The sequence below is a fragment of the Sphingomonas sp. 22176 genome (assembly GCF_052045505.1).
Taxonomy (GTDB): domain Bacteria; phylum Pseudomonadota; class Alphaproteobacteria; order Sphingomonadales; family Sphingomonadaceae; genus Sphingomonas.
Window position 1 is genome coordinate 1,563,133 of sequence record NZ_JBQEPL010000001.1, and the last position, 23,625, is coordinate 1,586,757.

20 protein-coding genes and 2 tRNA genes are annotated in these 23,625 nt (G+C 67.4%); 13 read left to right on the forward strand and 9 right to left on the reverse strand.

The features are described 5' to 3' along the window. Positions 1-5 precede the first annotated feature (5 nt). Positions 6-1,466 carry an ABC transporter substrate-binding protein gene (locus ACTJKY_RS07600; protein WP_440845139.1) on the reverse strand — a complete coding sequence of 487 codons (1,461 nt, stop codon included), beginning with the start codon at positions 1,464-1,466 and terminating at the stop codon, positions 6-8. A gap of 101 nt (positions 1,467-1,567) precedes the next feature. On the opposite strand from ACTJKY_RS07600, the gene ACTJKY_RS07605 reads away from it, so the two are divergent. Continuing rightward, positions 1,568-2,071, forward strand: coding sequence for an NUDIX domain-containing protein (locus ACTJKY_RS07605; protein WP_440845141.1), 504 nt, complete (start codon positions 1,568-1,570; stop codon positions 2,069-2,071). A 97-nt stretch (positions 2,072-2,168) separates the two neighbouring features. Here the strand turns inward: ACTJKY_RS07605 and ACTJKY_RS07610 are convergent. The 5 genes from ACTJKY_RS07610 to aroA form a co-directional block, all read right to left on the reverse strand. Beyond that, positions 2,169-2,255 (reverse strand) — tRNA-Leu (locus ACTJKY_RS07610). 48 nt (positions 2,256-2,303) lie between these two features. After that, positions 2,304-2,582 carry an integration host factor subunit beta gene (locus tag ACTJKY_RS07615; protein WP_141986357.1) on the reverse strand — a complete coding sequence of 93 codons (279 nt, stop codon included), beginning with the start codon at positions 2,580-2,582 and terminating at the stop codon, positions 2,304-2,306. A 184-nt stretch (positions 2,583-2,766) separates the two neighbouring features. Beyond that, on the reverse strand, positions 2,767-4,479 hold the full coding sequence (gene rpsA / locus ACTJKY_RS07620) for a 30S ribosomal protein S1 (protein WP_440845142.1): 1,713 nt from the start codon (positions 4,477-4,479) through the stop codon (positions 2,767-2,769). A gap of 283 nt (positions 4,480-4,762) precedes the next feature. Next, positions 4,763-5,392, reverse strand: coding sequence for a (d)CMP kinase (locus ACTJKY_RS07625; RefSeq protein ID WP_440845143.1), 630 nt, complete (start codon positions 5,390-5,392; stop codon positions 4,763-4,765). Positions 5,393-5,450: 58 nt separating this feature from the next. Beyond that, complete coding sequence (gene aroA, locus ACTJKY_RS07630; RefSeq protein WP_440845144.1) at positions 5,451-6,779, reverse strand: 3-phosphoshikimate 1-carboxyvinyltransferase; 1,329 nt, start codon at positions 6,777-6,779, stop codon at positions 5,451-5,453. 104 nt (positions 6,780-6,883) lie between these two features. Between aroA and ACTJKY_RS07635 the strand changes: the two genes are divergently transcribed. The 4 genes from ACTJKY_RS07635 to ACTJKY_RS07650 all read left to right on the forward strand — a co-directional run bounded on the left by ACTJKY_RS07635 (position 6,884) and on the right by ACTJKY_RS07650 (position 9,132). After that, the gene (locus tag ACTJKY_RS07635; protein ID WP_313535569.1) at positions 6,884-7,210 is read left to right on the forward strand and encodes a TIGR02300 family protein; all 327 of its coding nucleotides are present in this window, start codon (positions 6,884-6,886) and stop codon (positions 7,208-7,210) included. A gap of 82 nt (positions 7,211-7,292) precedes the next feature. After that, positions 7,293-7,368, forward strand: a tRNA-Ala gene (locus ACTJKY_RS07640). Between the two features lie 387 nt (positions 7,369-7,755). After that, entirely contained in the window at positions 7,756-8,586 is an 831-nt protein-coding gene (locus tag ACTJKY_RS07645; protein WP_440845249.1) for an alpha/beta fold hydrolase, read from the forward strand. A 129-nt stretch (positions 8,587-8,715) separates the two neighbouring features. Next, the gene (locus ACTJKY_RS07650; RefSeq protein ID WP_440845146.1) at positions 8,716-9,132 is read left to right on the forward strand and encodes a flagellar basal body rod protein FlgC; all 417 of its coding nucleotides are present in this window, start codon (positions 8,716-8,718) and stop codon (positions 9,130-9,132) included. A 100-nt stretch (positions 9,133-9,232) separates the two neighbouring features. Here the strand turns inward: ACTJKY_RS07650 and ACTJKY_RS07655 are convergent, their stop codons facing one another. Then, the gene (locus ACTJKY_RS07655) at positions 9,233-9,658 is read right to left on the reverse strand and encodes an organic hydroperoxide resistance protein (RefSeq protein ID WP_440845147.1); all 426 of its coding nucleotides are present in this window, start codon (positions 9,656-9,658) and stop codon (positions 9,233-9,235) included. Between the two features lie 138 nt (positions 9,659-9,796). On the opposite strand from ACTJKY_RS07655, the gene ACTJKY_RS07660 reads away from it, so the two are divergent. From ACTJKY_RS07660 to ACTJKY_RS07670, 3 genes are all read left to right on the forward strand, one after another. Continuing rightward, entirely contained in the window at positions 9,797-10,228 is a 432-nt protein-coding gene (locus tag ACTJKY_RS07660) for a MarR family winged helix-turn-helix transcriptional regulator (RefSeq protein WP_440845148.1), read from the forward strand. A 91-nt stretch (positions 10,229-10,319) separates the two neighbouring features. Then, the gene (locus ACTJKY_RS07665; protein WP_440845149.1) at positions 10,320-11,930 is read left to right on the forward strand and encodes an NAD(P)/FAD-dependent oxidoreductase; all 1,611 of its coding nucleotides are present in this window, start codon (positions 10,320-10,322) and stop codon (positions 11,928-11,930) included. A 70-nt stretch (positions 11,931-12,000) separates the two neighbouring features. Further along, positions 12,001-13,764, forward strand: coding sequence for a putative bifunctional diguanylate cyclase/phosphodiesterase (locus tag ACTJKY_RS07670; RefSeq protein WP_440845150.1), 1,764 nt, complete (start codon positions 12,001-12,003; stop codon positions 13,762-13,764). A gap of 49 nt (positions 13,765-13,813) precedes the next feature. Here the strand turns inward: ACTJKY_RS07670 and ACTJKY_RS07675 are convergent, their stop codons facing one another. Next, positions 13,814-15,592, reverse strand: a complete 1,779-nt coding sequence (locus tag ACTJKY_RS07675) for an ABC transporter transmembrane domain-containing protein (protein ID WP_440845151.1) — start codon at positions 15,590-15,592, stop codon at positions 13,814-13,816. A gap of 154 nt (positions 15,593-15,746) precedes the next feature. Between ACTJKY_RS07675 and ACTJKY_RS07680 the strand changes: the two genes are divergently transcribed. Beyond that, complete coding sequence (locus ACTJKY_RS07680; protein WP_440845153.1) at positions 15,747-16,979, forward strand: polyhydroxyalkanoate depolymerase; 1,233 nt, start codon at positions 15,747-15,749, stop codon at positions 16,977-16,979. A gap of 192 nt (positions 16,980-17,171) precedes the next feature. Here ACTJKY_RS07680 and ACTJKY_RS07685 read toward each other — a convergent pair whose 3' ends face one another. Next, entirely contained in the window at positions 17,172-20,105 is a 2,934-nt protein-coding gene (locus ACTJKY_RS07685; protein ID WP_440845154.1) for an L-glutamate gamma-semialdehyde dehydrogenase, read from the reverse strand. Between the two features lie 130 nt (positions 20,106-20,235). Between ACTJKY_RS07685 and ACTJKY_RS07690 the strand changes: the two genes are divergently transcribed. From ACTJKY_RS07690 to ACTJKY_RS07705, 4 genes are all read left to right on the forward strand, one after another. Further along, positions 20,236-20,694, forward strand: coding sequence for a MaoC family dehydratase (locus ACTJKY_RS07690; protein WP_440845155.1), 459 nt, complete (start codon positions 20,236-20,238; stop codon positions 20,692-20,694). A 132-nt stretch (positions 20,695-20,826) separates the two neighbouring features. After that, complete coding sequence (locus ACTJKY_RS07695) at positions 20,827-22,002, forward strand: acetyl-CoA C-acyltransferase (RefSeq protein ID WP_440845157.1); 1,176 nt, start codon at positions 20,827-20,829, stop codon at positions 22,000-22,002. 41 nt (positions 22,003-22,043) lie between these two features. Next, positions 22,044-22,535 (forward strand): DUF805 domain-containing protein, encoded by a 492-nt coding sequence (locus ACTJKY_RS07700; RefSeq protein WP_440845158.1) that lies wholly within the window; start codon positions 22,044-22,046, stop codon positions 22,533-22,535. A 113-nt stretch (positions 22,536-22,648) separates the two neighbouring features. Continuing rightward, positions 22,649-23,596, forward strand: a complete 948-nt coding sequence (locus ACTJKY_RS07705; RefSeq protein ID WP_440845159.1) for a glucokinase — start codon at positions 22,649-22,651, stop codon at positions 23,594-23,596. Positions 23,597-23,625 lie beyond the last annotated feature (29 nt).

The following is a 23,625-nucleotide window of genomic DNA, read 5'->3' on the forward strand; positions in this document are numbered from 1 at the left end:
GACCCTCACTGCTTGCGCAGGTGGTTCAACGGGTGCCAGGCGCGCGCGTTCCCCTGCCAGTTGGAGAGGCGCAGCGCGACGATCGACCAGCGCAGCGGCTGTGCGAGCGGGATGAAGGCAACGTCGCTCGCCAGCATCGCGTCGGCCTCCGCAATGCGGTGGGTGCGGTTGTAGAGATCGGGCGCGTCGCGGGCTGCGGCGATCAGCGTCGCGGTGTCGTCCGAACAGGCGCGACAGGCGTTCGCCAGATACCAGCGGCCGCTGTCATAGGGCGCCACTTCGTCGACCAGCACGAGATCGGCCTGCGGATCGCCCAGGCCCACCCGGTGGGGCGTGATCCCGATGGCGATCAGCGAGGCGGCGAGATGGCCCCAGAGCAGCGTCGCGCCGGCGCCGGAGGGCAAGGCGAGGGTGATGTCGATCGGCCCGCGATGCACGGCCTGCCATTCGCGCACGCGCTGGCTGGCGAGCGCGCGGCGCTGGTCGGGCGCGACCGTCATCCAGCTGCCGGGGGCAGGGGGGGCGGCAGAGTCCATCTGCGCGGGCAGGATCGTTTCCGCGGGGGCCCAATCGGAGGCGATCGCTTTGGTGAGCGCGCTGCGATCGATCGCCATGGCGATGGCTGCACGGTTCTGCGGGGTGGAGAGGAAGCCGTCGCGGTGCAGCACCGCCAGCCCGAACAGCCCGGTGGCGGCGTCCACCCGAACATTCTCCGGCGCAATCCCGGCCGCGTCGATGATCGGCCAGTCGACCAGCGACCCGCCCAGCACCAGGTCGGAGGCGCCTGCCCGGAACCGGGCGACGGCGGCCGCCGCACGTTCGCCGCGCAGCCGCACATAGTCCTGCGGCGACGGTGCCGCCTTGGGATCGTCGCCGGGCTCCTCGGCGGGGCGCAGCAGCAGCCCCTCGCGCTTGCCTGCGACGATGCGGAAGGGGCCGGATCCGGCGAAGCTGCGCCCGCGAAATACCGCCATTTCGGGCTGGGCGAACAGGTTAAGCAGATCGGGGCGGGGGCTCTTCAGCCGCACCTCGATCACCTGCGGCGTCATCTCGACGATCTCGTCGATTACAGCGAGATAGGGTGCGAGCCGGCTCTTCGTATTGGCCGCGACCGCGCGGCGCAGCACGCGGACGATCTCGCCGGCGGTCACCGGCTGGCCATCCGGCCAGGTCGCCTCGCCCAGGCGGAAGATATAGCTGCGGGCATCGTCGAACACCGCCCAGCGCTCGGCCAAGGCGGGTTCAATTTGGCCGGTGCGGTCGAAGCGTACCAGCCCCTGCGCCGTCGCGGCGAGCGCGACGGCCTGCGCGGTGTCGATCGCGGTGGTGCTGGGGTCGACGAGCAGCGCGTCGCTGCCGATCGCGCTGACCACCACCGGCGTCGTGTCCTTGCGCTGCCCCGCCGGCCCGCCGCACGCAGTGGCGGTGAGCAGCAGGGCGATCACGGGCAGGCGCAGGCGTGGCATCGGCGGGTCCCTGGCGGCGAAACCCAAGCTCTATGGGAGCGCGCCCGTGCTGCCAACCCCGGTGGGTTCCGCGCGGGGGTTCTGAGGCCTATCACGCGGTTATGGCATCGAATCGGCTCCATTCGCATCCGGTAACCGCGCTGGCGATCACGCTGGCGCTGCGCGGCTATCTGGCGGTGCGGACGGTGGGATGGTTCGTCACTCGGCCGCAGACGCGCGGGGTGCGGGCTATCGCGCTGACACCGGCGGGCCAGGTGATCCTCGTCCGCCACAGCTATATCCCGGGCTGGCACTTGCCGGGCGGCGGCCAGGAAGCCGGCGAAACCGCCGAGCAGGCGGTGCTGCGCGAACTTCGCGAGGAAGCCGGCATGGTATCCCACGGCGCGGTGCACGTGCGCGGCACGCTGCAGCACCGGCCGAATTTCCGCCGCGATACGGTGACGATCGCGCTGGTCGAGCAGGTCGAGTTCGCCTTTCGCCCCTCGCTGGAGATCGTCGAGGCAGGTGCCTTCGATCTCGATGCGCTGCCCGTGGAGGTCACCGCCGGCACCGTCCGTCGCCTCGCCGAATGGCGGGAGGGGCGCGCTGTGGCCAAGGACTGGTAAGCGCAGGCGCCCGACAGCGGGGCCCGGATACGACAAGGCCCGGGAATCGGCTGCGATGCCGACCCCGGGCCTTTTCAGCGTCGAATCAGCACGATGCTGGTGCGGACGGCGGGACTCGAACCCGCAAGCCTCGAAAGGCAGAAGATTTTAAGTCTCCGGCGTCTACCGGTTCCGCCACGTCCGCGATGGACGGCAGGCAAGACGCTGCCGCACGCCGCGTGTCAAGCGCACATCACATGTTGAGGCGGATGCGCATCTCCTTGCCCGGCTTGAAATAGGGGACGCGCTTGGCGTCCACTTCCACGGATTCGCCGGTCCGCGGATTGCGACCCGTGCGCGCATCGCGCGCCCGCGTCGAGAATGCGCCGAAGCCGCGAAGCTCCACGCGCCCATCTTCACTCAGCCGGCCGACAATCTCGTCGAAGAAGATCGAGACGATCTTTTCGACTTCCCGGACCGAAAGTCCCGGGTTTTCCTGTACCAGCAATTGAACCAACTCAGACCGGATCATCCGGGCCCCTCCCTTGGCGAAACGCGCCCCCCAATGGCCGCGCAACGGCTATCCCCAAGGAAACCTTAGCGCTTTTTTCCAATCTGCATCAACCAGAAGATGTGGTTGACGGGATCCTAAAATCAAAAAAGAAGGGCCCGGGAACCGCTTTCGCGGTGCCCGAGCCCCTCTTCAGGTCGCAAAATTAGTTGTTCTGGCTGCGGGCCTTGAGGGCCTCACCCAGAATGTCGCCCAGCGACGCGCCCGAGTCGGACGAGCCATACTGCTGCACGGCCTGCTTCTCTTCGGCGATCTGCATCGCCTTGACCGAGAAGGTCGGCTTCTTCGAACGATCGAAGCCGGTGACCATCGCGTCGAACTTCTGGCCGACCTGGAAACGCTCCGGACGCTGCTCGTCGCGGTCGCGGCCGAGATCGGTGCGCTTGATGAAGCCGGTCGCGCCGTCGTCGCCAACCTGCACTTCGAGGCCCGCGTCGCGGACTTCGAGGACGGTGACGGTGACGACCGAGTTCTTGCCCAGACGATCGGCACCACCGGTCGAACCGGCAGCGGCGACGCCGCCACGCTCGAGCTGCTTCATGCCGAGCGAGATGCGCTCCTTGTCGGCTTCGACGGCCAGAACGATCGCGGTGACGGTCTCACCCTTGCGGTGCAGGGCCAGCGCGTCTTCACCCGAGATGCCCCAGGCGATGTCGGACATGTGGACCATGCCGTCGACGTCGTTGTCCAGGCCGATGAACAGGCCGAACTCGGTAGCGTTCTTGACTTCGCCCTCGACGGTCGAACCGACCGGGTGCTCTTCGGCGAAGCGCTCCCACGGGTTCTGCTGGGCCTGCTTGAGGCCGAGCGAGATGCGGCGCTTTTCCTGATCGACCTCGAGCACGACGACTTCGACTTCCTGCGAGGTCGAGACGATCTTGCCCGGATGGACGTTCTTCTTGGTCCAGCTCATTTCCGAAACGTGGACCAGGCCCTCGATGCCGGCTTCCAGCTCGACGAACGCACCGTACTCGGTGATGTTCGTGACGCGGCCCGACAGCTTGGCGCCGACCGGGTACTTCGCGCTCGCGCCATCCCACGGATCGCTCTCGAGCTGCTTCATGCCCAGCGAGATGCGCTGCGTGTCACGGTTGATGCGGATGATCTGAACGCGGACGGTGTCGCCGATGTTCAGGACTTCCGACGGGTGGTTGACGCGCTTGTAGCTCAGGTCGGTGACGTGCAGCAGGCCGTCGATGCCGCCCAGGTCGACGAACGCACCGTAATCGGTGATGTTCTTGACGACGCCGTCGATCACCTGGCCCTCGGCGAGGCTCTGGATCAGGCCCGAGCGCTGCTCGGCGCGGGTTTCCTCGAGCACCGCGCGACGCGACACGACGATGTTGCCGCGCTTGCGGTCCATCTTGAGGATCTGGAAGGGCTGGGCGATGTCCATCAGCGGCGTGACGTCGCGCACCGGACGGATGTCGACCTGGCTGCCCGGCAGGAAGGCCACGGCGCCGTTGAGGTCGACGGTGAAGCCGCCCTTGACGCGGCCGAAGATGACGCCTTCGACGCGGGTGTTCTGGGCGAATTCTGCCTCGAGCTTGTCCCAGGCGGCTTCGCGGCGGGCGCGGTCGCGGCTGAGCATTGCTTCGCCGTTCGCGTTTTCGACGCGGTCGACATAGACTTCGACTTCGTCGCCGACCTTGAGGTCAGCCTTCTGGCCCGGCGCTGCGAATTCGCGCAGCGGCACGCGGCCTTCGGACTTGAGGCCCACGTCGATGACGGCGAGGTCGTTCTCGATGCCGGTGACGGTGCCGATCACGACGCGGCCTTCAAAGCCGTCCGCCTGACCGAAGGTTTCGTCGAGCAGTGCCGCGAAATCGTCGCGGGATGGGGTTGCCGTAGTGGCCATAAAAAAGAGGTTCCTAACGTTCGTTTTTCCGGCCAGCCGGTTGGATCCGGCGGTCTTGAGGGCCAGAATCGCCGCGGCGGCCGAATGCCGGTCGCGACATCCTTCGCACGGGTTCAGGCGGGGGACGGCCAGACGCGTCTAAACGCGAAAAGGGCGCGTGGAAGCGAAGCTCCAGCGCCATCCCCCACGAGCACCCGTCCGCAGGATGCGCGCGCCTTACTGCGGATGGGGCGGGAAAGCAAGGTTTTCGGGGGCTCCAGCTCCTCCCGGAGCAGGGGAGGAGTTAGCAGTTCGCTACCCGCTTCTTCTCGACGATCTCGATCGCGCGCTGCACGGCCGCGTCGATCGACAGGAAGCTGGTATCCAGCGTCACCGCGTCAGGGGCCTGCACCAGCGGCGCCTCGCTGCGCTGCGAGTCGCGCTCGTCGCGGGCGCGGATGTCGGCCAGCACCTTGTCGAGGCTGACGTTGATGCCGTTCTTGCGCAGCTCGAGGTGCCGGCGCTGGGCGCGGATCATCGGCGTCGCCTTCACGAACAGCTTCACCTCGGCCTCGGGCGCGATCACCGTACCGATGTCGCGGCCGTCGAGCAGCGCGCCGCCAGACTGTTGGGCGAAGCGCTTCTGGCGGGCGAGCAGCGCCGCGCGCACCAGCGGGTGCGCCGAGACGATCGACGCGGTCTGGCCGACTTCGTCGGTGCGCAGGAACGGATCCGCGAGCAGCGAATCGTCGAAGCCGCAGGCGGCAACCGCGTCGGCTTCCTTGCTCGGATCCAGCCCCTCGCGCAGTACCGTTGCGGCAACGGCACGATAGAGCAGGCCGGTATCAAGGTGCGGCAAGTTGTACTGGCGGGCGAGGGCGCGCGCGATGGTGCCCTTGCCCGAAGCTGCCGGGCCGTCGACTGCGATAATCATGCGGTTCCCTTGCGAGGTCGGCGCCGCGCGTCAAGGGAGTTGCCGTGAACTTGTTGCATTAGCCGGCAGTCAGCGCGTCCAGCGTAGCGAAGAAGTTCGGATAGCTGGTCGCCACCGGGGCGACATCGTCGATCGCGATCGGCTGTTCGGCAGCGAGTGCGGCGACGGTCATGCTCATCGCGATGCGGTGATCGAGCAGCGTCGCGACCTTGCCGCCGCCGGCCAGCGGCGCGCCGGCCGAGCCCTGGATGGCGAGGCCGTCCTCATACTCCTCTGTCACCACGCCGCAGGCTTCCAGCGCGGTATGCATCGCGGCGATCCGGTCCGATTCCTTCACGCGCAATTCGTGCGCGCCGCGGGCGACGGTGCGGCCCTCGGCCAGCGAGGCGGCCACGAACAGCACCGGATATTCGTCGATCATGCTCGGCGCGAGATCGGCGGGCACCTCGATCGCCTTGAGCGGCGCGTGGCGGACGACGAGATCGGCGACCGGCTCGCCGCCGACGGTGCGGGCGTTGGTCTCGGAAATGTCGGCGCCCATCATCCGCAGCGCGGTGATCAGCCCGGTGCGCGTCGGGTTCATGCAGACATTGGCGATGGTGATCTCCGAGCCCGGCACGATCGACGCCGCGACCATCCAGAAACCGGCCGACGAAGGATCGCCCGGCACGACGATGTGCTGAGGCTTGAGCTCGGCCTCGCCGGTGATCGAGATGATCTTGCCGTCGGGGCCGTCCTCGACGGTCAGTTCGGCGCCGAAGCCGCGCAGCATCCGCTCGCTATGGTCGCGGGTAGGTACGGGCTCGATCACGCGGGTGATGCCGGGCGTGTTGAGGCCGGCGAGCAGCACCGCCGACTTCACCTGTGCCGAGGCGACGGGCAGGGTGTATTCGATCGGCACCGCCGGGCACATGCCCCGCAGCATCAGCGGCAGGCGGCCGCCGGGGCTGGCGGTGATCTCGGCGCCCATCTGGCTCAGCGGCTCGATCACCCGGCCCATCGGGCGGCCCGAAAGCGACGCGTCGCCGGTGAAGGTCGCGGTGATGCCATGGCTGGCGACCAGACCCATCAGCAGGCGGGTCGAGGTGCCGCTATTGCCCATGTCGAGTGCCTGGGCGGGCTGCTGCAGACCCCCGACGCCCACGCCGTGGACCCGCCAGGTGCCGTCCTCGCCGCGTTCCACCTGCGCGCCCATCGCCCGCATCGCCGCGGCGGTGGCGAGCACGTCCTCGCCTTCGAGCAGGCCTTCGATGCGGCTTTCGCCGACGGCAAGCGCGGAAAACATGATCGCGCGGTGGCTGATCGACTTGTCGCCGGGAACGGTAACGGTGCCACGCAACGGACCGCGCGCGGCGAGGGTGAGAGGGCGGGGATCGGTGTTCGACATGGGCGCGGCTTTGACAGGCGGCTTGCAGCATGGCAAGGCGCCCCCCACTTTCCGGGATCACATCCCGAAATCTCCGAACACAGCGAAAGGCGAAGAGGCAACACATGGTGAAGCCGGAATGGGGCACCAAGCGCAGCTGCCCGAAGTGCGGTACGCGCTTCTACGATCTGACCAAGGACGAGCCGGTCACCTGCATCAATTGCGGTTTCGCCTGGGAGCCCGAGCCCATCCTGAAGTCGAAGCAGCCGCTGCCGTTCGAGGCAGTGAAGGCCAATACCGACAAGCCGGAAGCGGAAGATTCCGATCTGGTGGGTGACGACGATCTGGATATCGGCGCGGACGACGAGGAGCCCTCGCCGGACGACGACGTCGATCTGGGCGGCGACGACGACCTGGGCGTCGAGACCGGCAAGGACGACGACGAGCAGTAAGTTCGAAAAAATTTGGCAGGCGCGAAAAAGGCGCTTGCCAACCCCGCGAGGCCCTTATAGAGGGGCCGCCTTCCCGGGGAATGGGGCCGTAGCTCAGCTGGGAGAGCGTTCGCATGGCATGCGAAAGGTCAGGGGTTCGATCCCCCTCGGCTCCACCATTTCCCCCTTCGCGACATCCTTGTTTGTGATCGCGGCGTAGGGCTCCGCGGGGTTTTTCCCCGCGCTGCCGTGCGCCCTTTTTCGCGTCTGCGCTCTGCGCGCACCTCCACCCGCGGGGGTGGTTCCCCCTATACCACCGTTCGATTTCGCCGCCGCTACACTGCTGCCATGGCCATCGCAGCCGATCGAGCGTGGCTCACGCGCCCTTGCTGGATCGGCACGGACTTCAAAAAGACAGGAGCGCAGGGATGAGCAGGTTCGGAGACGTGGCGCACGTAACGCGCCGCGAATTGCTCGAGGGCGCGCTGGCGGTGGGTGCCGTCGCAGCGCTTGCCCCGGTGGCGCAGGCGACGGCCCAGGGCCATGCACATCACGGAGAAGCGAACATGGCTAGCATCACGCTCAGGGACGGCACGACGATCTTCTACAAGGACTGGGGGCTCAAGACCGCCCAGCCGATCGTGTTCCACCATGGCTGGCCGCTCTCGTCGGACGACTGGGACGCGCAGATGCTGTACTTCCTCGAGAACGGGTTCCGCGTGATCGCGCACGATCGCCGCGGCCATGGCCGCTCGACGCAGACCGATACCGGCAACGACATGGCGACCTATGCGTCGGACGTGCTGGAACTGGCTGAGGCGCTGGACCTGAAGAATGCCGTGCATATCGGCCACTCGACCGGGGGCGGCGAAGTTGCGGCCTATGTCGCGCGGTCCAAGCCGGGCCGTGTCGCCAAGGCGGTGCTGGTCGGTGCGATTCCGCCGATCATGCTCAAGACCGCCAGCAACCCCGGCGGCCTGCCGATCGAGGTGTTCGACGGCTTCCGTGCAGAGCTCGCCGCGAACCGCGCGCAATTCTACCTCGATGTGCCGTCTGGCCCGTTTTACGGCTTCAACCGTCCGGGTGCGAAGGTCTCGCAGGGCATCATCCAGAATTGGTGGCGCCAGGGCATGATCGGCGGTGCCAAGGCGCAGTATGACTGCATCAAGGCCTTTTCCGAGACCGACCAGACCGAGGATCTGAAGAAGATCCAGGTGCCGGTGCTGTTCATGCACGGTGACGACGATCAGATCGTGCCGATCGCGGATTCGGCGATGCTGGGCGTCAAGCTGGTCAAGAATGGCGAGCTGAAGGTCTACAAGGGCTATCCGCACGGCATGCTGACCACGCACGCCGACGTGCTGAACCCCGATCTGCTGGCATTCATCCGCAAGTGATGCACTGACAAAAGGGCCGCGACTGCGTTGACGGCAGACGCGGCCCTTTTTGCGTGTGCGGGCGGTTAGGCATGTTTCGCAACCGCTCGTTTACGGATGGCTGCGACACTGGCGTATCGGAGTAGCGCCATGATCGCCACCAACATTGCCCTTACGGGGGTGCAGGCCAGCGTCGCGCGGATCAACGCGAGCGCGCAGAACGTCGCCAACGCCAATACGACCGGCGAGACCGCCAAGGCGGTGACGGCGGCGACGGCGATCGGCAAGACGGTCAATCACGCCTATCAGCCGATCGCGATCTACCAGGCGGCCGCGGCCGCGGGCGGCGTCAACGCCAAGCCGGTGTCGGAAGTGCCGGGCACCGGTCAGCGCTACGATCCCGAATCGCAGGATGCCGATGAAGATGGGAACATCGAGGCGCCCGACGTCGATTACGCGACGGAGGATGTCGAACAGCGCAAGGCGCTTTTCTCGTTCCGCGCGAACCTCTCGGTGATCAAGACCGATGACCAGATGATGGGTTCGCTGCTGGACATGCGGGTCTAGCTCACAAACGAAAACCCTCCTCCGAGCCGGAAGAGGGTTCTTCACGCCATTCTCATCGAACGCCCTGCTTCCCCTCCGAAAAGGGGAAGGGCGTCGTTCTTTACGCCAGCGTCAGGCCGACATTCACGTTGCCGCGGGTCGCGTTCGAGTACGGGCACACCTGGTGCGCGGCGTCGACCAGCTTCTGTGCTTCCTCGCGGTCGAGGCCCGGCAGGTTGACCAGCAGATCGGCGGTGATGCCGAAGCCGCCTTCCGACCGCGGGCCGATGCCCACCGTCGCAGTGACCGTCGTCTCGGCCGGAACCTTGATCTTCATGCCGGCACCCACTGCCTTCAGCGCGCCGATGAAGCACGCCGAATAGCCTGCGGCGAACAGCTGCTCCGGATTGGTGCCATCGCCGCCGGCGCCGCCCAGTGCCTTCGGAGTCGAGAGCTTGACGTCGAGAACGCCGTCTTCCGAAAGCGCGCTGCCGTCACGGCCGCCGGTTGCAGTTGCCTTGGTGGTGTACTTCACATCGACCGACATCGGGTGTCTCCTTCAGTGCTGCGATAATCGTTATCGCGATAATTAGTAGGTAGCCGTGCTGGCACCTCTTGTCCAGAGAATTCTTTATCGCGATATATGTTTTGTCCCGCCGCTATCCGCGGGGAGGAGTTTTTGCCCATGCCTGCCCCGCTTCCGCTCGACGGCCAGCTCTGCTTCTCACTCTACAGCGCGAGCATGGCGATCACGCGCATCTACAAGCCGATCCTCGATCGGCTGGGGATCACCTATCCGCAATATCTGGTGCTCCACGCGCTGTGGGAAAAGGACGGCCGCACGGTGGGCGGGGTCGCCGAGCGGCTGGCGCTCGAATCGAGCACGATCACCCCGCTGGTGAAGCGGCTGGAGGCGGCAGGGCTGGTTCAGCGCAGGCGCAATCCGGAGGATGAGCGCCAGGTGCAGGTGTTCCTCACCGACCAGGGCCAGGCGATCCGCGAGGAATGCGGCTGCCTGGGCGAAGCGGTGCTGGAGAAGACCGACCTGACGCTGGAGCGGCTGGCGGCACTCAACCGCGAGGCGCAGGCGCTGCGCGACTCGCTGGCGCGCGACTGAACGCTACGCACCAATCCCCGGTTTGCCGCGCGGGCCCATGCGGCTAAGGGGAAGTATCCCGCCCCCCACATCTGCTGGAACCCACGTTTCGATGCTGCGCCTGTCCGGACTTTCCCTGCCTCTCGACCATCCCGCCGATGCGCTGGCCCCGGCGATCGCGGCGCGGCTGGGCGTGGCGCCGGCCGAGGTGCGCGGCTTCACCGTGTTCAAGCGCGGCAACGATGCCCGGCGGCGCAATGCCATCCTGCTGGTCTACACGGTCGACGTCGACCTGACCGACGAGGCCGAGGTACTGGCGCGCCTCGCCGGCGACAAGGACGTGCGTCCGACGCCCGACATGACCTACCGCCCGCCGGTCCATGCGCCCGACGGATGGCAGGGCCTGCGCCCGGTGGTAATTGGGGCGGGACCGTGCGGTCTGTTCGCCGGGCTGATCCTCGCGCAAATGGGCTTCCGCCCGATCATCGTCGATCGCGGCAAGATCGTGCGCGAGCGGACCAAGGACACCTGGGGCCTGTGGCGCCGTTCCGAGCTCAACCCGGATTCGAACGTCCAGTTCGGCGAGGGCGGGGCAGGGACCTTCTCGGACGGCAAGCTCTATTGCCGGGTGAAGGATCCGCGCTTCCTGGGCCGCAAGGTGCTGGACGAGTTCGTCAAGGCGGGCGCGCCGGACGACATCCTCTGGCAAGCGCACCCGCATATCGGCACCTTCCGCCTCGTCACGATGGTGGAGAGCATGCGCCGCACCATCGAGGAACTGGGCGGCGAATATCGCTGGCAGACCCGTGTCGATGCGATCGAACTCGATGGCGAGCGCAAGATGCGCGGCCTGCACCTGCACGACGGCAGCTTCCTGGAGGCCGACCATGTCGTGCTCGCAGTGGGCCACAGCGCGCGTCCGACCTTCGAGATGCTCCACCGCATGGGCGTCCACCTTGAGGCCAAGCCCTTCTCGATCGGCGTGCGGATTGAGCATCCGCAGAGCTGGATCGACCAGGCGCGCTTCGGCAACTGCGCCAAGCATCCGGACCTCGGTGCGGCCGCCTATGCGCTGTCGCACCACTGTGCCAATGGCCGCACCGTCTACAGCTTCTGCATGTGCCCGGGCGGGCGCGTGGTGGCGGCGACCTCCGAGGAAGGGCGCGTCGTCACCAACGGCATGAGTCAGTATTCGCGCGCCGAGTTCAACGCCAATTCGGGGCTGGTCGTGGCGATCGACCCCGCGCGCGACTATCCAGGAGGTCCGCTCGCCGGCATCGAGCTGCAGCGGAAATGGGAGGACGCGGCCTTCATCGCCGGCGGCTCCAACTACAATGCGCCCGGCCAGCTGGTCGGCGACCTGCTCGCCGGTCGTCCGTCGACCGCGCTGGGTCAGGTGGTGCCGAGCTACAAGCCCGGCGTGACGCCCACCGATCTCTCCGCCTGCCTGCCGGACTTCGTGATCGAGGCCTTCCGCGAGGCGCTGCCGGTATTCGGCCGCGAGATCGCCCGCTACGACCATCCCGAGGCGGTGATGACTGGGGTGGAGACTCGCACCTCCTCGCCGCTGCGGATCACCCGCGGGGCGGATCTGCAGAGCCTCAACACGCCGCGGCTGTTCCCGGCGGGCGAGGGCGCGGGCTATGCCGGCGGCATTCTCTCGGCGGCGATCGACGGCATCAAGGTCGCCGAGGCGGTCGCGAAAAGCATCACTGCCGATTAACCATAGCATTTTGCCGATATAAGAAATCGTAACCGCGCCACCTCTATAATGGGTGGCGAAGGGAACGATTGTGCAGGATTACCGGGAAGCGGCGCGGCTCGACGCGCTGCATCAGCTGAAGCTGCTCGACACGCCCCCGAGCGAGCATTTCGACCGCATCACGCGGATGGCGGCGCAGATCTTTCAGCTGCCGATCGCGGCCGTGTCGCTGACGGACAAGGACCGGCAATGGTTCAAGTCGCGCGTCGGCGTGTCGCATTGCGCCATCCCGCGCGACAAGGCGCCCTGTTCGCAAGTGGCCGAGACGCGAGACGTGGTGGTGATCGAGGATTTCGCGACCGATCCCGGCTATGCCGACAGCACCCTCGCCGAGCATGGCACGCGTTTCTATGCGGGCGCGCCGCTCGTGACCAAGGACGGCTATGGGCTCGGCGCGCTGTGCGTGCTGGGCACCGAGCCGCGCGTGGCCACGCCGGAGGAATTGGCGGCGCTCACCGACCTCGCTGCGATGGTGATGGAGCAGATCGAGCTGCAACACGCCTTCGGTCGAATCGACCCGATCAGCGGGCTGCCGACGCGCGCGCAGTTTCGCGACGATCTGGCCGATCTCGCGCTAGACTGCCCTGGCCAGGCGCGGATCGCGGTAGTTGCCGATCTCGCGCGCGACGATCAGATCGCCAAGATTGTCGGCGCGATGGGCGCGCCGCGGCTGGACGAGATGGTGCGCGAAGCGGCGCATGCGATCCAGGGCGCACTGGGCGCGGACCGCACCGCCTATCACGTCGGCACCACCCAGTTCGCCTTCCTCTCGCCGCCGGATGTCGACGTGCAGGCCTATGTCGCCCTGCTCGAGCAGGGCTTCCAGGCGATCCGCGCAACCTCCAGCGTGCGGTTCGTAACCAATGTCGCGATCGGCATGCGGCCGTTCCGGCTTGGGGAAGTGGTGCCGGAGGACGTGCTGCGCGGCGCGGCCAGCGCGGCGCAGGATGCGCGCCGTAACGACGGCGCCATCGCGCTCTATTCCGCCGCCCGGGATACCGAGATGCGGCGCCATTACGACCTGCTGCAGGATTTCGGTGCCGCACTGGAAGCGGACGACCAGCTGCGGCTGGTCTATCAGCCGCGCGTCGACCTGGCGACCGGGCGCTGCCTCGGCGCGGAAACGCTGCTGCGCTGGCGCCATCCCGAACTCGGCGACGTGTCGCCCGCCGAGTTCATCCCGATCATCGAACAGACTGCGCTGGCGCGCCCTGCCACCCAATGGGTGCTGGAGCATGCGCTCGACCAGCTCGCCGTCTGGCAGGCGGCGGGTCTCGACCTGACGCTGTCGGTCAATATCTCGGCCGCCAACCTGATGGAAGCGGACCTGATCCAGCGCATCCAGCTGGCGCTGATCGCACGCCAGCTGCGCCCCTCGCAGCTGGAGATCGAGCTCACCGAAAGCGCGATGATGGCGCAACCGGAAAAGGCGCTGGCGATGCTGCGCGAGCTGGCCGAGGCGGGAATCGCGCTGGCGATCGACGATTTCGGAACCGGGCACAGCAGTCTCGCCTATCTGCAGCAGGTGCCCGCGCATGTCGTGAAGATCGACCAGGCATTCGTGCGTGGCCTCAACGCTGCGTGGGGCGCCGATTATGTGCTGGTCGAGACGATGGTCGGCTTGCTCCACAAGCTCGGCCGCCGCGTCGTGGCGGAAGGCGTGGAGACGGCGAACGCCGCCGCGCTACTGGCCAGCATGGGGTGCGAGGAAGCCCAGGGATATTGGTTCGCACGGCCGCTGGAAGTGGCGGCCTTCGCGCACTGGATCGAGGCGCGAAAGGCGCTGGCGGCGTAAGCGTTTCTTCCCCCGGCAGGCCGGGGGAGGAAACGCTTTTGTTTGAGTGCTACGCCGCCTCGTTGAACTGCAGCGCCGCGAGCCTCGCATAGAGCCCACCCTGGGCGACCAGTTCGGCATGGGTGCCGGTCTCGACGATCCGGCCGCCGTCCATCACGATGATCCGTCCCGCCGCGCGCACCGTCGCCAGGCGGTGGGCGATCACCAGCGTGGTGCGGCCCTGCATCAGATGCTCGAGGGCATCCTGCACCAGCTTCTCGCTCTCGGCGTCGAGCGCGCTGGTCGCCTCGTCGAGCAGCAGGATGGGCGCATCGCGGAGCAGTGCGCGGGCGATGGCCAGACGCTGGCGCTGCCCGCCGGAAAGCCGTGCGCCGCCCTCGCCGAGGAAGGTGTCGAGCCCGTCCGGCAAGCTGCGCAGGAACTCGGCGGCGTTGGCGGCCTCGGCGGCAGCCCAGATCGCGTCGTCGCTGGCCTCCCAGGCACCATAGCGGAGATTGTCGCGCGCGCTTGCCGCGAAGATCACCGTTTCCTGCGGGACCATCGCGATACGGGCGCGCACGTCGCCGGGATCCGCCTTGGGGATAGCGACGCCGTCGATGCGGATCTCGCCGCTTTCGGGATCGTAGAAGCGCTGGAGCAGCTGGAACAAGGTCGACTTGCCGGCGCCCGAGGGGCCGACCACCGCCACCGTCTCGCCAGGGGCCACGAACAGCGAGAAGTCCTGCAGCGCCGAGACTTCGGGACGCGTCGGGTAGCGGAAGGTCACCGCGTCGAACGCGATCGCGCCTTCGGCCGGGCTGGGCAGCGCGACCGGATGGGCGGGCGCGGCGATGTCCGGCTCCTGCTGGAGCAGCTCGGCAAGCCGGCTGGCGGCGCCGGACGCGCGCAGCAGGTCGCCATACACTTCGGTCAGCGCCCCGAACGAGCCGGTGACGAGGCCCGCGGTGATCACGAAGGCGGTGATCGCGCCGCCGCTGATCTGCCCGGCGGCGACACCCGACACCGCATCCCACATGATCAGCGTGATCGCGGTGAACAGCAGCCCGATCACCAGCGCGGTCATGATCGCGCGCAGGGCGAAGCGCTTCTGTGCGGCGGCGAAGCTGCGCACGACGGCGTCCTGGAAGCGCTGGCTCTCGCGCCGCTCCTGCCCGAAGGCCTGGACGATCCGCATCGCGCCCAGCGTTTCGGAGGCAATCGCGCCGATATCGGCCACGCGATCCTGGCTGGCGCGCGAATATTGCCGCACGCGCCCGCCCAGCCACACGATCGGCAGCACGGTGAGCGGCATGCCGACGATCAGATAGGCGGCGATCTTGGGCGACAGCACGAAGAGGTAGATCACCCCGCCGATACCGGTCAGCAGGTTGCGCAGCGCGATCGACACGGTGGAGCCGACCACCTGCTCGACCAGCGCGGTGTCCGAGGTGAGGCGCGAGGCGATCTCCGAGGGGCGATTTTCCTCGAACCATTTCGGCGGCAGGCGCAGCAGATTGCGGTGCACCGCAACGCGCAGATCCGCCACGGTCCGCTCCGCAACCCAGGAGATGAAGAAGAAGCGGATTGCCGTCGCGATCGACAGCACGAGGATCACCGCCAGCAGACCCTCGAAATAGACTCCGATCCGGCTGGTATCGGCGCCGGCCGAGAAGCCGTTGTCGACGATCTGCTTGAAGGTGCGCGGAATCCACAGCGTCGCGGCGGACGAGGTGAGCAGCGATACCAAGGAGATGGCGATCTGCAGCGGATAGCGGCGGGTGAACTGCCAGATGACGAGCAGGCTGCTGAGCTTGCGGCGCGGCGCCGGCGGCGGGGTCGTGTCGGCCATGGTGCAAGCGCGTAGCGCGGTTCGCGGGGCAGGGGAACTACCTCCGTTTGTCTCTGTTCCGCATAGGTACGACGTTGCGACGCACAACGCCGCCGTCTATATGAGTGGTAAGACAACCCCCGCTGCAGGGATCGGGGCACGGGGAAGGAATTTTATGCTGTACGACGCTTACGAATTCCAACGATCAATGCTCGCCGGCGCGAGTGCTCTGGCCAATTTCGGCGCGGGGCTGCTCAACAATCCGGCCAACCCGTTCGCCTATTTCGGCGGCGGCCCGGTGATGGCCTCGGCGCTGGAGGTGTTCGCGCATGCCTCGGCGCCGCGTGGCAAGCCGGATTTCGCGCTCGACTTCACCGAGATCGACGGTCGCCAGGTGGCGGTGCATGAGGAAATCGTGCTGCGCAAGCCGTTCGGCCAGCTCAAGCGCTTCGTGCGCGAGGGTGTCGAGGGCGGCCCGAAGCTGCTGATCGTCGCTCCGATGTCCGGCCACTACGCCACGCTGCTCCGCGGCACGGTGCAGCGGATGCTGCCAGTCGCCGACGTGTACATCACCGACTGGCGCGACGCCAAGCTGGTGCCGACCAGCGAGGGCCGCTTCGACCTCGACGACTATGTCGATTACATCATCGATTTCCTCGCGCATATCGGTGCCGAGGGTGCGCCGCGGCCGCACATGCTGGCGGTGTGCCAGCCCTCGGTTCCCTGCTACGCCGCCGCGGCGGTGATGAGCGCGGACAACCATCCCAACCGCCCGGCGACGCTTACCATGATGGGTGGCCCGATCGACACGCGCGAAGCACCCACCGCGGTCAACACGCTGGCGACCGAGCGGCCGTACAGCTGGTTCGAGCACAATGTGATCGCGACCGTGCCGATGACCTATTCGGGTGCGGGGCGGAAGGTGTATCCCGGCTTCCTGCAGCTCGCCGGCTTCATGACGATGAACCTCGGCAACCACCTCATCTCGCACTGGGAGATGTTCAAGCATCTCGTCCAGGGTGACGACGAGAGCGCCGATTCGACGATGAAGTTCTACGAGGAATATCGCTCGGTCTGCGACATGACCGCCGAATTCTACCTCCAGACGATCGCCACGGTGTTCCAGACGCACGCGCTGCCCAAGGGCGAGATGCTGCACCGCGGCCGCAAGGTCGATCCGGCTGCGATCACGGACATCGGCATCCTCGCGATTGAAGGCGAGCGCGACGACATCTCGGGCATCGGCCAGACCAAGGCGGCGCTGACCATCGCGACCAACCTACCGGAATCGCACAAGCAGTACCATCTGGCCGAAGGCGTCGGCCATTATGGTATCTTCAACGGCTCGAAGTGGCGCAACCGCATCGCGCCGGTCGTCGAGCAGTGGATGGCCACGCATAGCGGGTGAGCCTTTTATCCCTCTCCCCACCGGGGAGAGGGAGGAGCCCGCTGCCGAAGGCAGTGGGAGGGAGAGGGGCACTTCGACGACCGAGCAGCCGAGCGGCGCTTCCGCGCCGCTCACCCTCTCCAAGCTTCGCTAGGCGGCAAGCCGCCAAGCTACGCTATCCTCTCCCTCGAGGGAGAGGATAGCAGGCTCTGATCAAATCCCCCCTTCGTCCAGGCTGAGCAGCGTCGCGTTGCCGCCGGCGCTGGTGGTATCCACCGACACCGCCCGCTCCGCGCAGAAGCGGTGCAGATAGTGCGGGCCGCCCGCCTTGGGGCCGGTGCCCGAGAGGCCCTCGCCGCCAAAGGGCTGCGACCCCACCACGGCGCCGATCATCGAGCGATTGATGTAGAGATTGCCCACCCGCGCTTCCGCCTCGACCAACTCGGCCGAGCGGGCGATGCGGCTGTGCAGGCCCATGGTCAGGCCGAAGCCCTTGGCGTTGACCCGCGCCACCGTCTCGGCGAGCTGGCCCGCCTTCCAGGTAGCAACATGCAGGATCGGCCCGAACCATTCGCGGGTCAGGTCCTCGGGGCGATCGATGCGGATCATCGTTGGCGGCACGAACAGGCCGGTGGCGGGGACCGGCACCGTCTTGATCCACTGAGCCTTGGCGCTGTCGCGATAGGCCATCAGCTTGTCGTACGCCGCTTGGTCGATCACCGGGCCGATATCGGTGCGCGGATCGGCGGGGTCGCCCAGGATCAGCAGCTCTATCGCGCCGCGCAGCATCTCGATCACGCCCTCGGCGATCTCTTCCTGCAGCAGCAGCAGGCGCAGCGCCGAGCAGCGCTGCCCGGCCGAACGGAAGGCCGAGGTCAGCACATCGGCCACCACCTGCTCGGGCAGCGCGGTCGAATCGACGATCATCGCGTTGATGCCGCCGGTCTCGGCGATCAGCGGCACCAGCGGGCGATCGTCGCCTTCGAGCAGCGATGCCGCGATCTTCTTGGCGGTCGGCGTCGAGCCGGTGAAGGCGACGCCGGCGATGCGCGGATCGGACGTGAGCGCGGCGCCCACCTCCGGGCCGCCGGTCACCAGCACCAGTGCGTCCTCCGGCACGCCCGCCTGATGCGCGAGGCGCACCGCGGCGCGGGCGATCTCCGGCGTCTGCGGGGCGGGCTTGGCGACGACGGCGTTACCGGCCACCAGCGCCGCCGCGGTCTGGCCGAGGAAGATCGCCAGCGGGAAGTTCCACGGCGCGATCGTCGCCCACACGCCGCGCCCTTCCATGCGCAGCTCGTTGCGCTCGCCCGTTGGCCCCGGAAGGGCGATGGGCGCGAGGCCAGTGCGGGCCTGGAGGGCATAGTAGCGGCAGAAATCGGCCGCCTCGCGGACCTCACCGAGCGCGTCGGGAATGGTCTTGAAGGCTTCCTTCACGGCCAGCGCCATCAGCTCGATGCGGTTTTCCTCGAGCAGGTCGGCGAGACGCTCGAGAATCGCGGCGCGGGTGGCGAGCGGGGTGGCTGCCCAGCCGGGGAAGGCGGCCGTGGCGCGGTCGATAGCGACGCGCACATCGGTGGGGGCGCTCGTCCCGGCGGCTGGTAGCGGCTTGGAAGCAATTGCGATCGCGGTTTCCGCCAGGATGGTGCGTTCGGCCAGATCGATGCCGCCCGAATTCTTCCACGCGCCGAACAGTTCGACCGGCAACGGAATGCTCGGGTGCCGCGTACCGCCCACCGCCGCGATCTTCTCCACCGGATCGGCGAGCAGTTCGGCTTCGCTCAGCTGCTCGTCGGCGAGCTGGTGGACGAAGCTTGAGTTCGCGCCATTCTCCAGCAGGCGGCGGACCAGATAGGCCAGCAGGTCGCGGTGGCCGCCGACCGGCGCGTAGATGCGGCAGTGATAGCCCTGCTCGTTGACCAGCCGCTCGTACAGCCCTTCGCCCATGCCGTGGAGGCGCTGGAATTCGAAGTCACGGGCATCGCCGGCCCAATCGAGAATCGTGGCGACGGTCAGCGCGTTATGGCTGGCGAAGGCGGGCACGATATTCCGGGCCGCCAGCATGTCGCGGGCGCAGGCGAGGTACGACACGTCGGTCGCCGCCTTGCGGGTGAACAGGGGGTAATCCGACAGGCCTTCCACCTGGGTGCGCTTGATCTCGCTGTCCCAATAGGCGCCCTTGACCAGGCGGACGTGCATCGGGCGGCCGAGATCGTCGGCCCAGCCGATCACCGCGCGGGCGCGCTTGCCATAGGCCTGCACCGCCATGCCGAAGCCGTTCCAGCCTTTCAGTTCTGGCCGGCGTGCGACCGAACCGATGATGTCGAGGCTCATCTCCAGCCGCTCGCTCTCCTCGGCGTCCACGGTGAGCGGGATGCCCTGCGCCGCCGATTCCGAAGCGAGCTGGGCCAGCATGTCGGTCAGCTCAGGCACGCAGCGATCATATTGCGCGACTTCGTAGCGCGGATGGAGCGCGGAGAGCTTCACCGAGATCGAATGGCCCGCCTTGGGATCGCGGCCGACCGCGCGGATTGCCTCGAAATAGGCCTGGAAATAGCGCTCGGCGTCGGCCTTGGTGCGCGCGGCCTCGCCCAGCATGTCGAAGCTGGCGGTGAAGCCCTTGTTCTCGGGCTTCTTCATCCGCTTCATCGCCTCGTCGATGGTGCGGCCCATGACGAAGACTTCGCCCATCCGCTTCATCGCGGCACCTACCGCCTGGCGGACGAAGGGCTCGCCGGCGCGCGAGATCAGGCGGCGGAGCGCCCCGGTCTTCTCGTCGCCGACCAGCGCGCGGCCGAGCATCAGGCCCCAGGTCGCCGAATTGACCAGTACCGAGTTGGACTTGCCCGAATGCGCCTTCCAGTCGGCATCGCCGATCTTGTCGGCGATCAGCAGGTCGGCGGTTTCAGGGTCCGGCACGCGCAGGAACGCCTCGGCCAGGCTGAGCAGCGCGACGCCCTCGGACGAGTTCAGCCGATATTCCTGGAGGAACTGGTTCACCCAGCCGCGGGTCTGCGCGGCGCGCAGGTCCGCCAGCAGCGCCAGCGCATGATCCATCACCCGCTCGCGCGAATCGGGCGTGAGTCGCGCGCGGTCCAGAAGCGGTTTTAGAACATCGGGTTCGGCCGCACGGTGTAGCTTGGCCATCAATTCGCGGTGGTGTGACGGTACGGCAGTCGGCATTTTCCAGTTTCCGGTCGGCTAAAGCTTGCAGGGAGGCGGGCGGCCCCACTAGATATGGCGTGCCTATGAAAGATAATTACGCGAGAGGATAGTCTTGGCGACGACCGTTACCCCGCACGCGATGGCCGAACGGATCGGCGCCGAGCATGTCTCGGACTGGGTGGAAGTCACCCAGACGATGATCGACCAGTTCGCGGAAGCGACCGGCGACCACCAGTTCATCCATGTCGATCCGGCCCGCGCGGCGGAGACCCCGTTTGGCGGGACGATCGCGCATGGCTTCCTCTCGCTCTCGCTGATGCCGATGCTCGCCGCGCGCACCGATGCGCCCGCAATCGAAGGCGCGCGGATGGGGGTGAATTACGGGGGGAACAAGGTGCGGTTCGTCACCCCGGTGCGCTCCGGCAAGCGGGTGCGGGGGCGGTTCACGCTCAAGAAGTTCGTCGAGCGCAAGCCCGGTGTCTGGGAACAGGTGCAGGAGTATCAGCTCGAGATCGAGGGCGAGGAGAAGCCGGCGGTGATCGCCGAGTGGATCGCGCTGATTTACGTCTAAATTTCCCTCCCGCTTGCGGGAGGGGTTAGGGGAGGGGCTGGTCTAGCCTCGAAACAACGGAACCGGAGGGGCTCAGCCTCTCCCCCAGCCCCTCCCGCAAGCGGGAGGGGAGCGAAGAAGGAAGGACAGGAAATGCGCTCCGCAGTCATCGTTTCCACCGCCCGTACGGGCATCGGCCGGGCCTATCGCGGGGCGTTCAACGCCACGCCGGCGCCGACGCTGGGCGCGCATGCCATCCGTGCCGCGGTCGAGCGCGCGGGCATCGAGCCGGGCCAGGTCGACGACGTCGTGTTCGGCGCCGCGCTCCAGCAGGGCAGCCAGGCGCCCAACATCGCTCGCCTCGCGCTGATGCGGGCCGGCCTGCCGGTGGAAGTGCCGGGCATGTCGATCGACCGCCAGTGCGCCTCGGGCCTGATGGCGATCGCGACGGCGGCCAAGCAGATCATCGTCGACAATATGGACATCACGCTGGGCGGCGGTGTCGAATCGATCAGCCTCGTCCAGACCCCGCAGATGCGCGTCGAGCCCGACCGCGAGCTGATCGCGATGCACAACGACACCTACATGCCGATGCTCCAGACCGCCGAAGTGGTCGCCGCGCGTTACGGCATTGGCCGCGACGTGTGCGACGCCTATGCCTTCCAGTCGCAGCAGCGCACCGCCGCCGCGCAGGCCGCGGGCAAGTTCGACGACGAGATCGTGCCCGTCACCGCGACGATGAACCTGGTCAACAAGGAGACCAAGGAAGTCTCGCAGAAGGAAATCACGCTTTCCAAGGACGAGGGCAATCGCCCGGAGACGACGCTGGAGGGCCTGCAGGCGCTGCAGACCGTCCTGCCGAACGGCACCGTCACTGCAGGCAATGCCAGCCAGCTGTCCGACGGCTCCTCGGCCGCGGTGCTGATGGAGGAGAAGCTCGCCGAGAAGCGCGGGCTTGCCCCGCTCGGCCGCTATATCGGCATGGCGGTGGCGGGCACCAAGCCCGACGAGATGGGCATCGGCCCGGTCTATGCCATCCCCAAGCTGCTTGAGCGCTTCAACCTGAAGATGGACGATATCGGCCTGTGGGAGCTCAACGAGGCGTTCGCGGTGCAGGTGCTCTACTGCCGCGACAAGCTGGGCATTCCCAACGAACTGCTCAACGTGAACGGCGGCGCGATCTCGATCGGCCACCCGTACGGCATGTCGGGCGCCCGCATGACCGGCCATGCGCTGATCGAAGGCAAGCGCCGCGGCGCCAAATATGTCGTCGTCACCATGTGCATCGGCGGCGGCATGGGCGCAGCGGGTCTTTTCGAGACGCTGTAATCACTTGACCGGAGGGTGCAGCACGCTGCACCCTCCGTATCATGACAGCAGCCAGCTATCGCGACGGGGTGTCGCTGCGGAACGGCCTCCGCGCCATCGGACAGAGCTTCGTGTTCCAGGGGCGCTCGACGCGCAGCGAACTGACCAGCGCGCTGATCCTGATCGCGATCGGCGAGCTGCTGCTGTTCCTCGGCTTCCATTTCTTCCATCCGCCGACGCCACTGAACGTCACCGTCTTCTGGCGACGCGTCGCGGTGGAAGAGGGGCTGGCGCTGCTGCTGTTCGTGCCGCTGATCGGGCTGATCGTGCGGCGGCTGCACGATGTCGGGCTGCCCGCCATCCCCGGGCTGCTGCTTGCCGCGATCGGGGTGGCGGGCGATCTGGACCGCACCCAGGTGGCGATCGGCCTGCATCCCGGCGTACCGATGCTGCCGCTGGCGGGACACGTCGCGCTCGCGATCCTTGCGGTGGCGCTCTACTGGTCGCCGGCGATCGGCGCCAATCGTTTCGGTGGGGATCCGCGCGCGGCCTGAACATCGCGCAGGAACTACACTAATCGTCGCTTATTTATTGCTCCCGTGACCATTGTTAGCGATATCGCCTGTCCGAGCTTCGAGAAGAAGTCGGCAGGGGGAGAGAATTCTCGATGGACAATGGCGTGGCGCTGGTGGCGGATATCGGCCGACAATCGGTTCGCTTCGGGCTGACCGGCGGCGGCGATGTCGAGCCGCGCGAGATCAAGCGTTTTTCGAACGCCGACCATCAGACTTTCACTAGCGCCCTGATAGCCTATCTTGCCAGCGTGGGCCTGCGCGATGCGCGGCTGCCGAGCGTGCTCGCCGTCGCGGGCGCAGTGCGCGGCGACCTCATCAACCTCACCGGCAGCCGCTGGTATATCTCGCTGGCGGGGGTCGAGGCCGTGCTGCGCCAGAAGCCCGTGGCGATGAACGAGTGCGCGGCCAATGCGCTGGCGCTCACCCGGCTTCCGCCGACAACGTTTACTGCACTCCCCGGCGCCGCGCCCAAACCGATCGCGCCCGGCGGCAATTATGCGGTGATCGGCGTCGGTACCGGGCTCGGCGTCGCCGCCCTGATCAGTGCCGACGGCCGCCACGTGCCGGTGCAAAGCGAGGCGGGGCATATCGGCTTCGCGCCGCAAAATGGCGACGAGGAGCGGTTCGCGACGTTCTGCAAGGCGCGCGGCGGGGTGGTCGAGGTCGAGACCCTGCTCAGCGCCAACGGGCTGCTGCTTGCCTATGAGGCGCTGTCCGGCGGCAAGCGGCTGCCTGCGCCGGAGGACGTGACCCGCAACGTTGGCCGCGATCCCATCGCCGCCGCGGTGGTGCGGATGTTCGTCGAGCATCTCGGCGCGTTTGTCGGCGACCTCGTCCTGACCTTCGACGCGTGGGACGGGGTGTTCCTCACCGGCGCGATCGCGCGTGCGCTCGAGACGCAGCTCAAGCAGCCGGGCTTCCGCCGCCGGATGGAGGCGCGCACCGCCTTTCGCCGCCAGCTCGCCGAAACGCCGGTGGCGCTGGTCAACCGTGCCGACCTCGAACTGATCGGCGCCGCCGCGGCGATCCGGAACGCCTGAGCGGACCTGCACGTTACCCGAGAGTATCC

What these genes read in the sequence shown, in the direction of transcription:
- ACTJKY_RS07625 (WP_440845143.1), bottom strand. Translation starts at nt 5,392, where the DNA reads ATGATTATCGCAGTCGACGGCCCGGCAGCTTCGGGCAAGGGCACCATC.
- ACTJKY_RS07685 (WP_440845154.1), bottom strand. Translation starts at nt 20,105, where the DNA reads ATGGCCAAGCTACACCGTGCGGCCGAACCCGATGTTCTAAAACCGCTT.
- ACTJKY_RS07705 (WP_440845159.1), top strand. Translation starts at nt 22,649, where the DNA reads ATGGACAATGGCGTGGCGCTGGTGGCGGATATCGGCCGACAATCGGTT.
- aroA (WP_440845144.1), bottom strand. Translation starts at nt 6,779, where the DNA reads ATGTCGAACACCGATCCCCGCCCTCTCACCCTCGCCGCGCGCGGTCCG.
- ACTJKY_RS07700 (WP_440845158.1), top strand. Translation starts at nt 22,044, where the DNA reads ATGACAGCAGCCAGCTATCGCGACGGGGTGTCGCTGCGGAACGGCCTC.
- ACTJKY_RS07645 (WP_440845249.1), top strand. Translation starts at nt 7,756, where the DNA reads ATGGCTAGCATCACGCTCAGGGACGGCACGACGATCTTCTACAAGGAC.
- ACTJKY_RS07655 (WP_440845147.1), bottom strand. Translation starts at nt 9,658, where the DNA reads ATGTCGGTCGATGTGAAGTACACCACCAAGGCAACTGCAACCGGCGGC.
- ACTJKY_RS07650 (WP_440845146.1), top strand. Translation starts at nt 8,716, where the DNA reads ATGATCGCCACCAACATTGCCCTTACGGGGGTGCAGGCCAGCGTCGCG.
- rpsA (WP_440845142.1), bottom strand. Translation starts at nt 4,479, where the DNA reads ATGGCCACTACGGCAACCCCATCCCGCGACGATTTCGCGGCACTGCTC.
- ACTJKY_RS07680 (WP_440845153.1), top strand. Translation starts at nt 15,747, where the DNA reads ATGCTGTACGACGCTTACGAATTCCAACGATCAATGCTCGCCGGCGCG.
- ACTJKY_RS07675 (WP_440845151.1), bottom strand. Translation starts at nt 15,592, where the DNA reads ATGGCCGACACGACCCCGCCGCCGGCGCCGCGCCGCAAGCTCAGCAGC.
- ACTJKY_RS07605 (WP_440845141.1), top strand. Translation starts at nt 1,568, where the DNA reads ATGGCATCGAATCGGCTCCATTCGCATCCGGTAACCGCGCTGGCGATC.
- ACTJKY_RS07665 (WP_440845149.1), top strand. Translation starts at nt 10,320, where the DNA reads ATGCTGCGCCTGTCCGGACTTTCCCTGCCTCTCGACCATCCCGCCGAT.
- ACTJKY_RS07660 (WP_440845148.1), top strand. Translation starts at nt 9,797, where the DNA reads ATGCCTGCCCCGCTTCCGCTCGACGGCCAGCTCTGCTTCTCACTCTAC.
- ACTJKY_RS07695 (WP_440845157.1), top strand. Translation starts at nt 20,827, where the DNA reads ATGCGCTCCGCAGTCATCGTTTCCACCGCCCGTACGGGCATCGGCCGG.
- ACTJKY_RS07600 (WP_440845139.1), bottom strand. Translation starts at nt 1,466, where the DNA reads ATGCCACGCCTGCGCCTGCCCGTGATCGCCCTGCTGCTCACCGCCACT.
- ACTJKY_RS07615 (WP_141986357.1), bottom strand. Translation starts at nt 2,582, where the DNA reads ATGATCCGGTCTGAGTTGGTTCAATTGCTGGTACAGGAAAACCCGGGA.
- ACTJKY_RS07635 (WP_313535569.1), top strand. Translation starts at nt 6,884, where the DNA reads ATGGTGAAGCCGGAATGGGGCACCAAGCGCAGCTGCCCGAAGTGCGGT.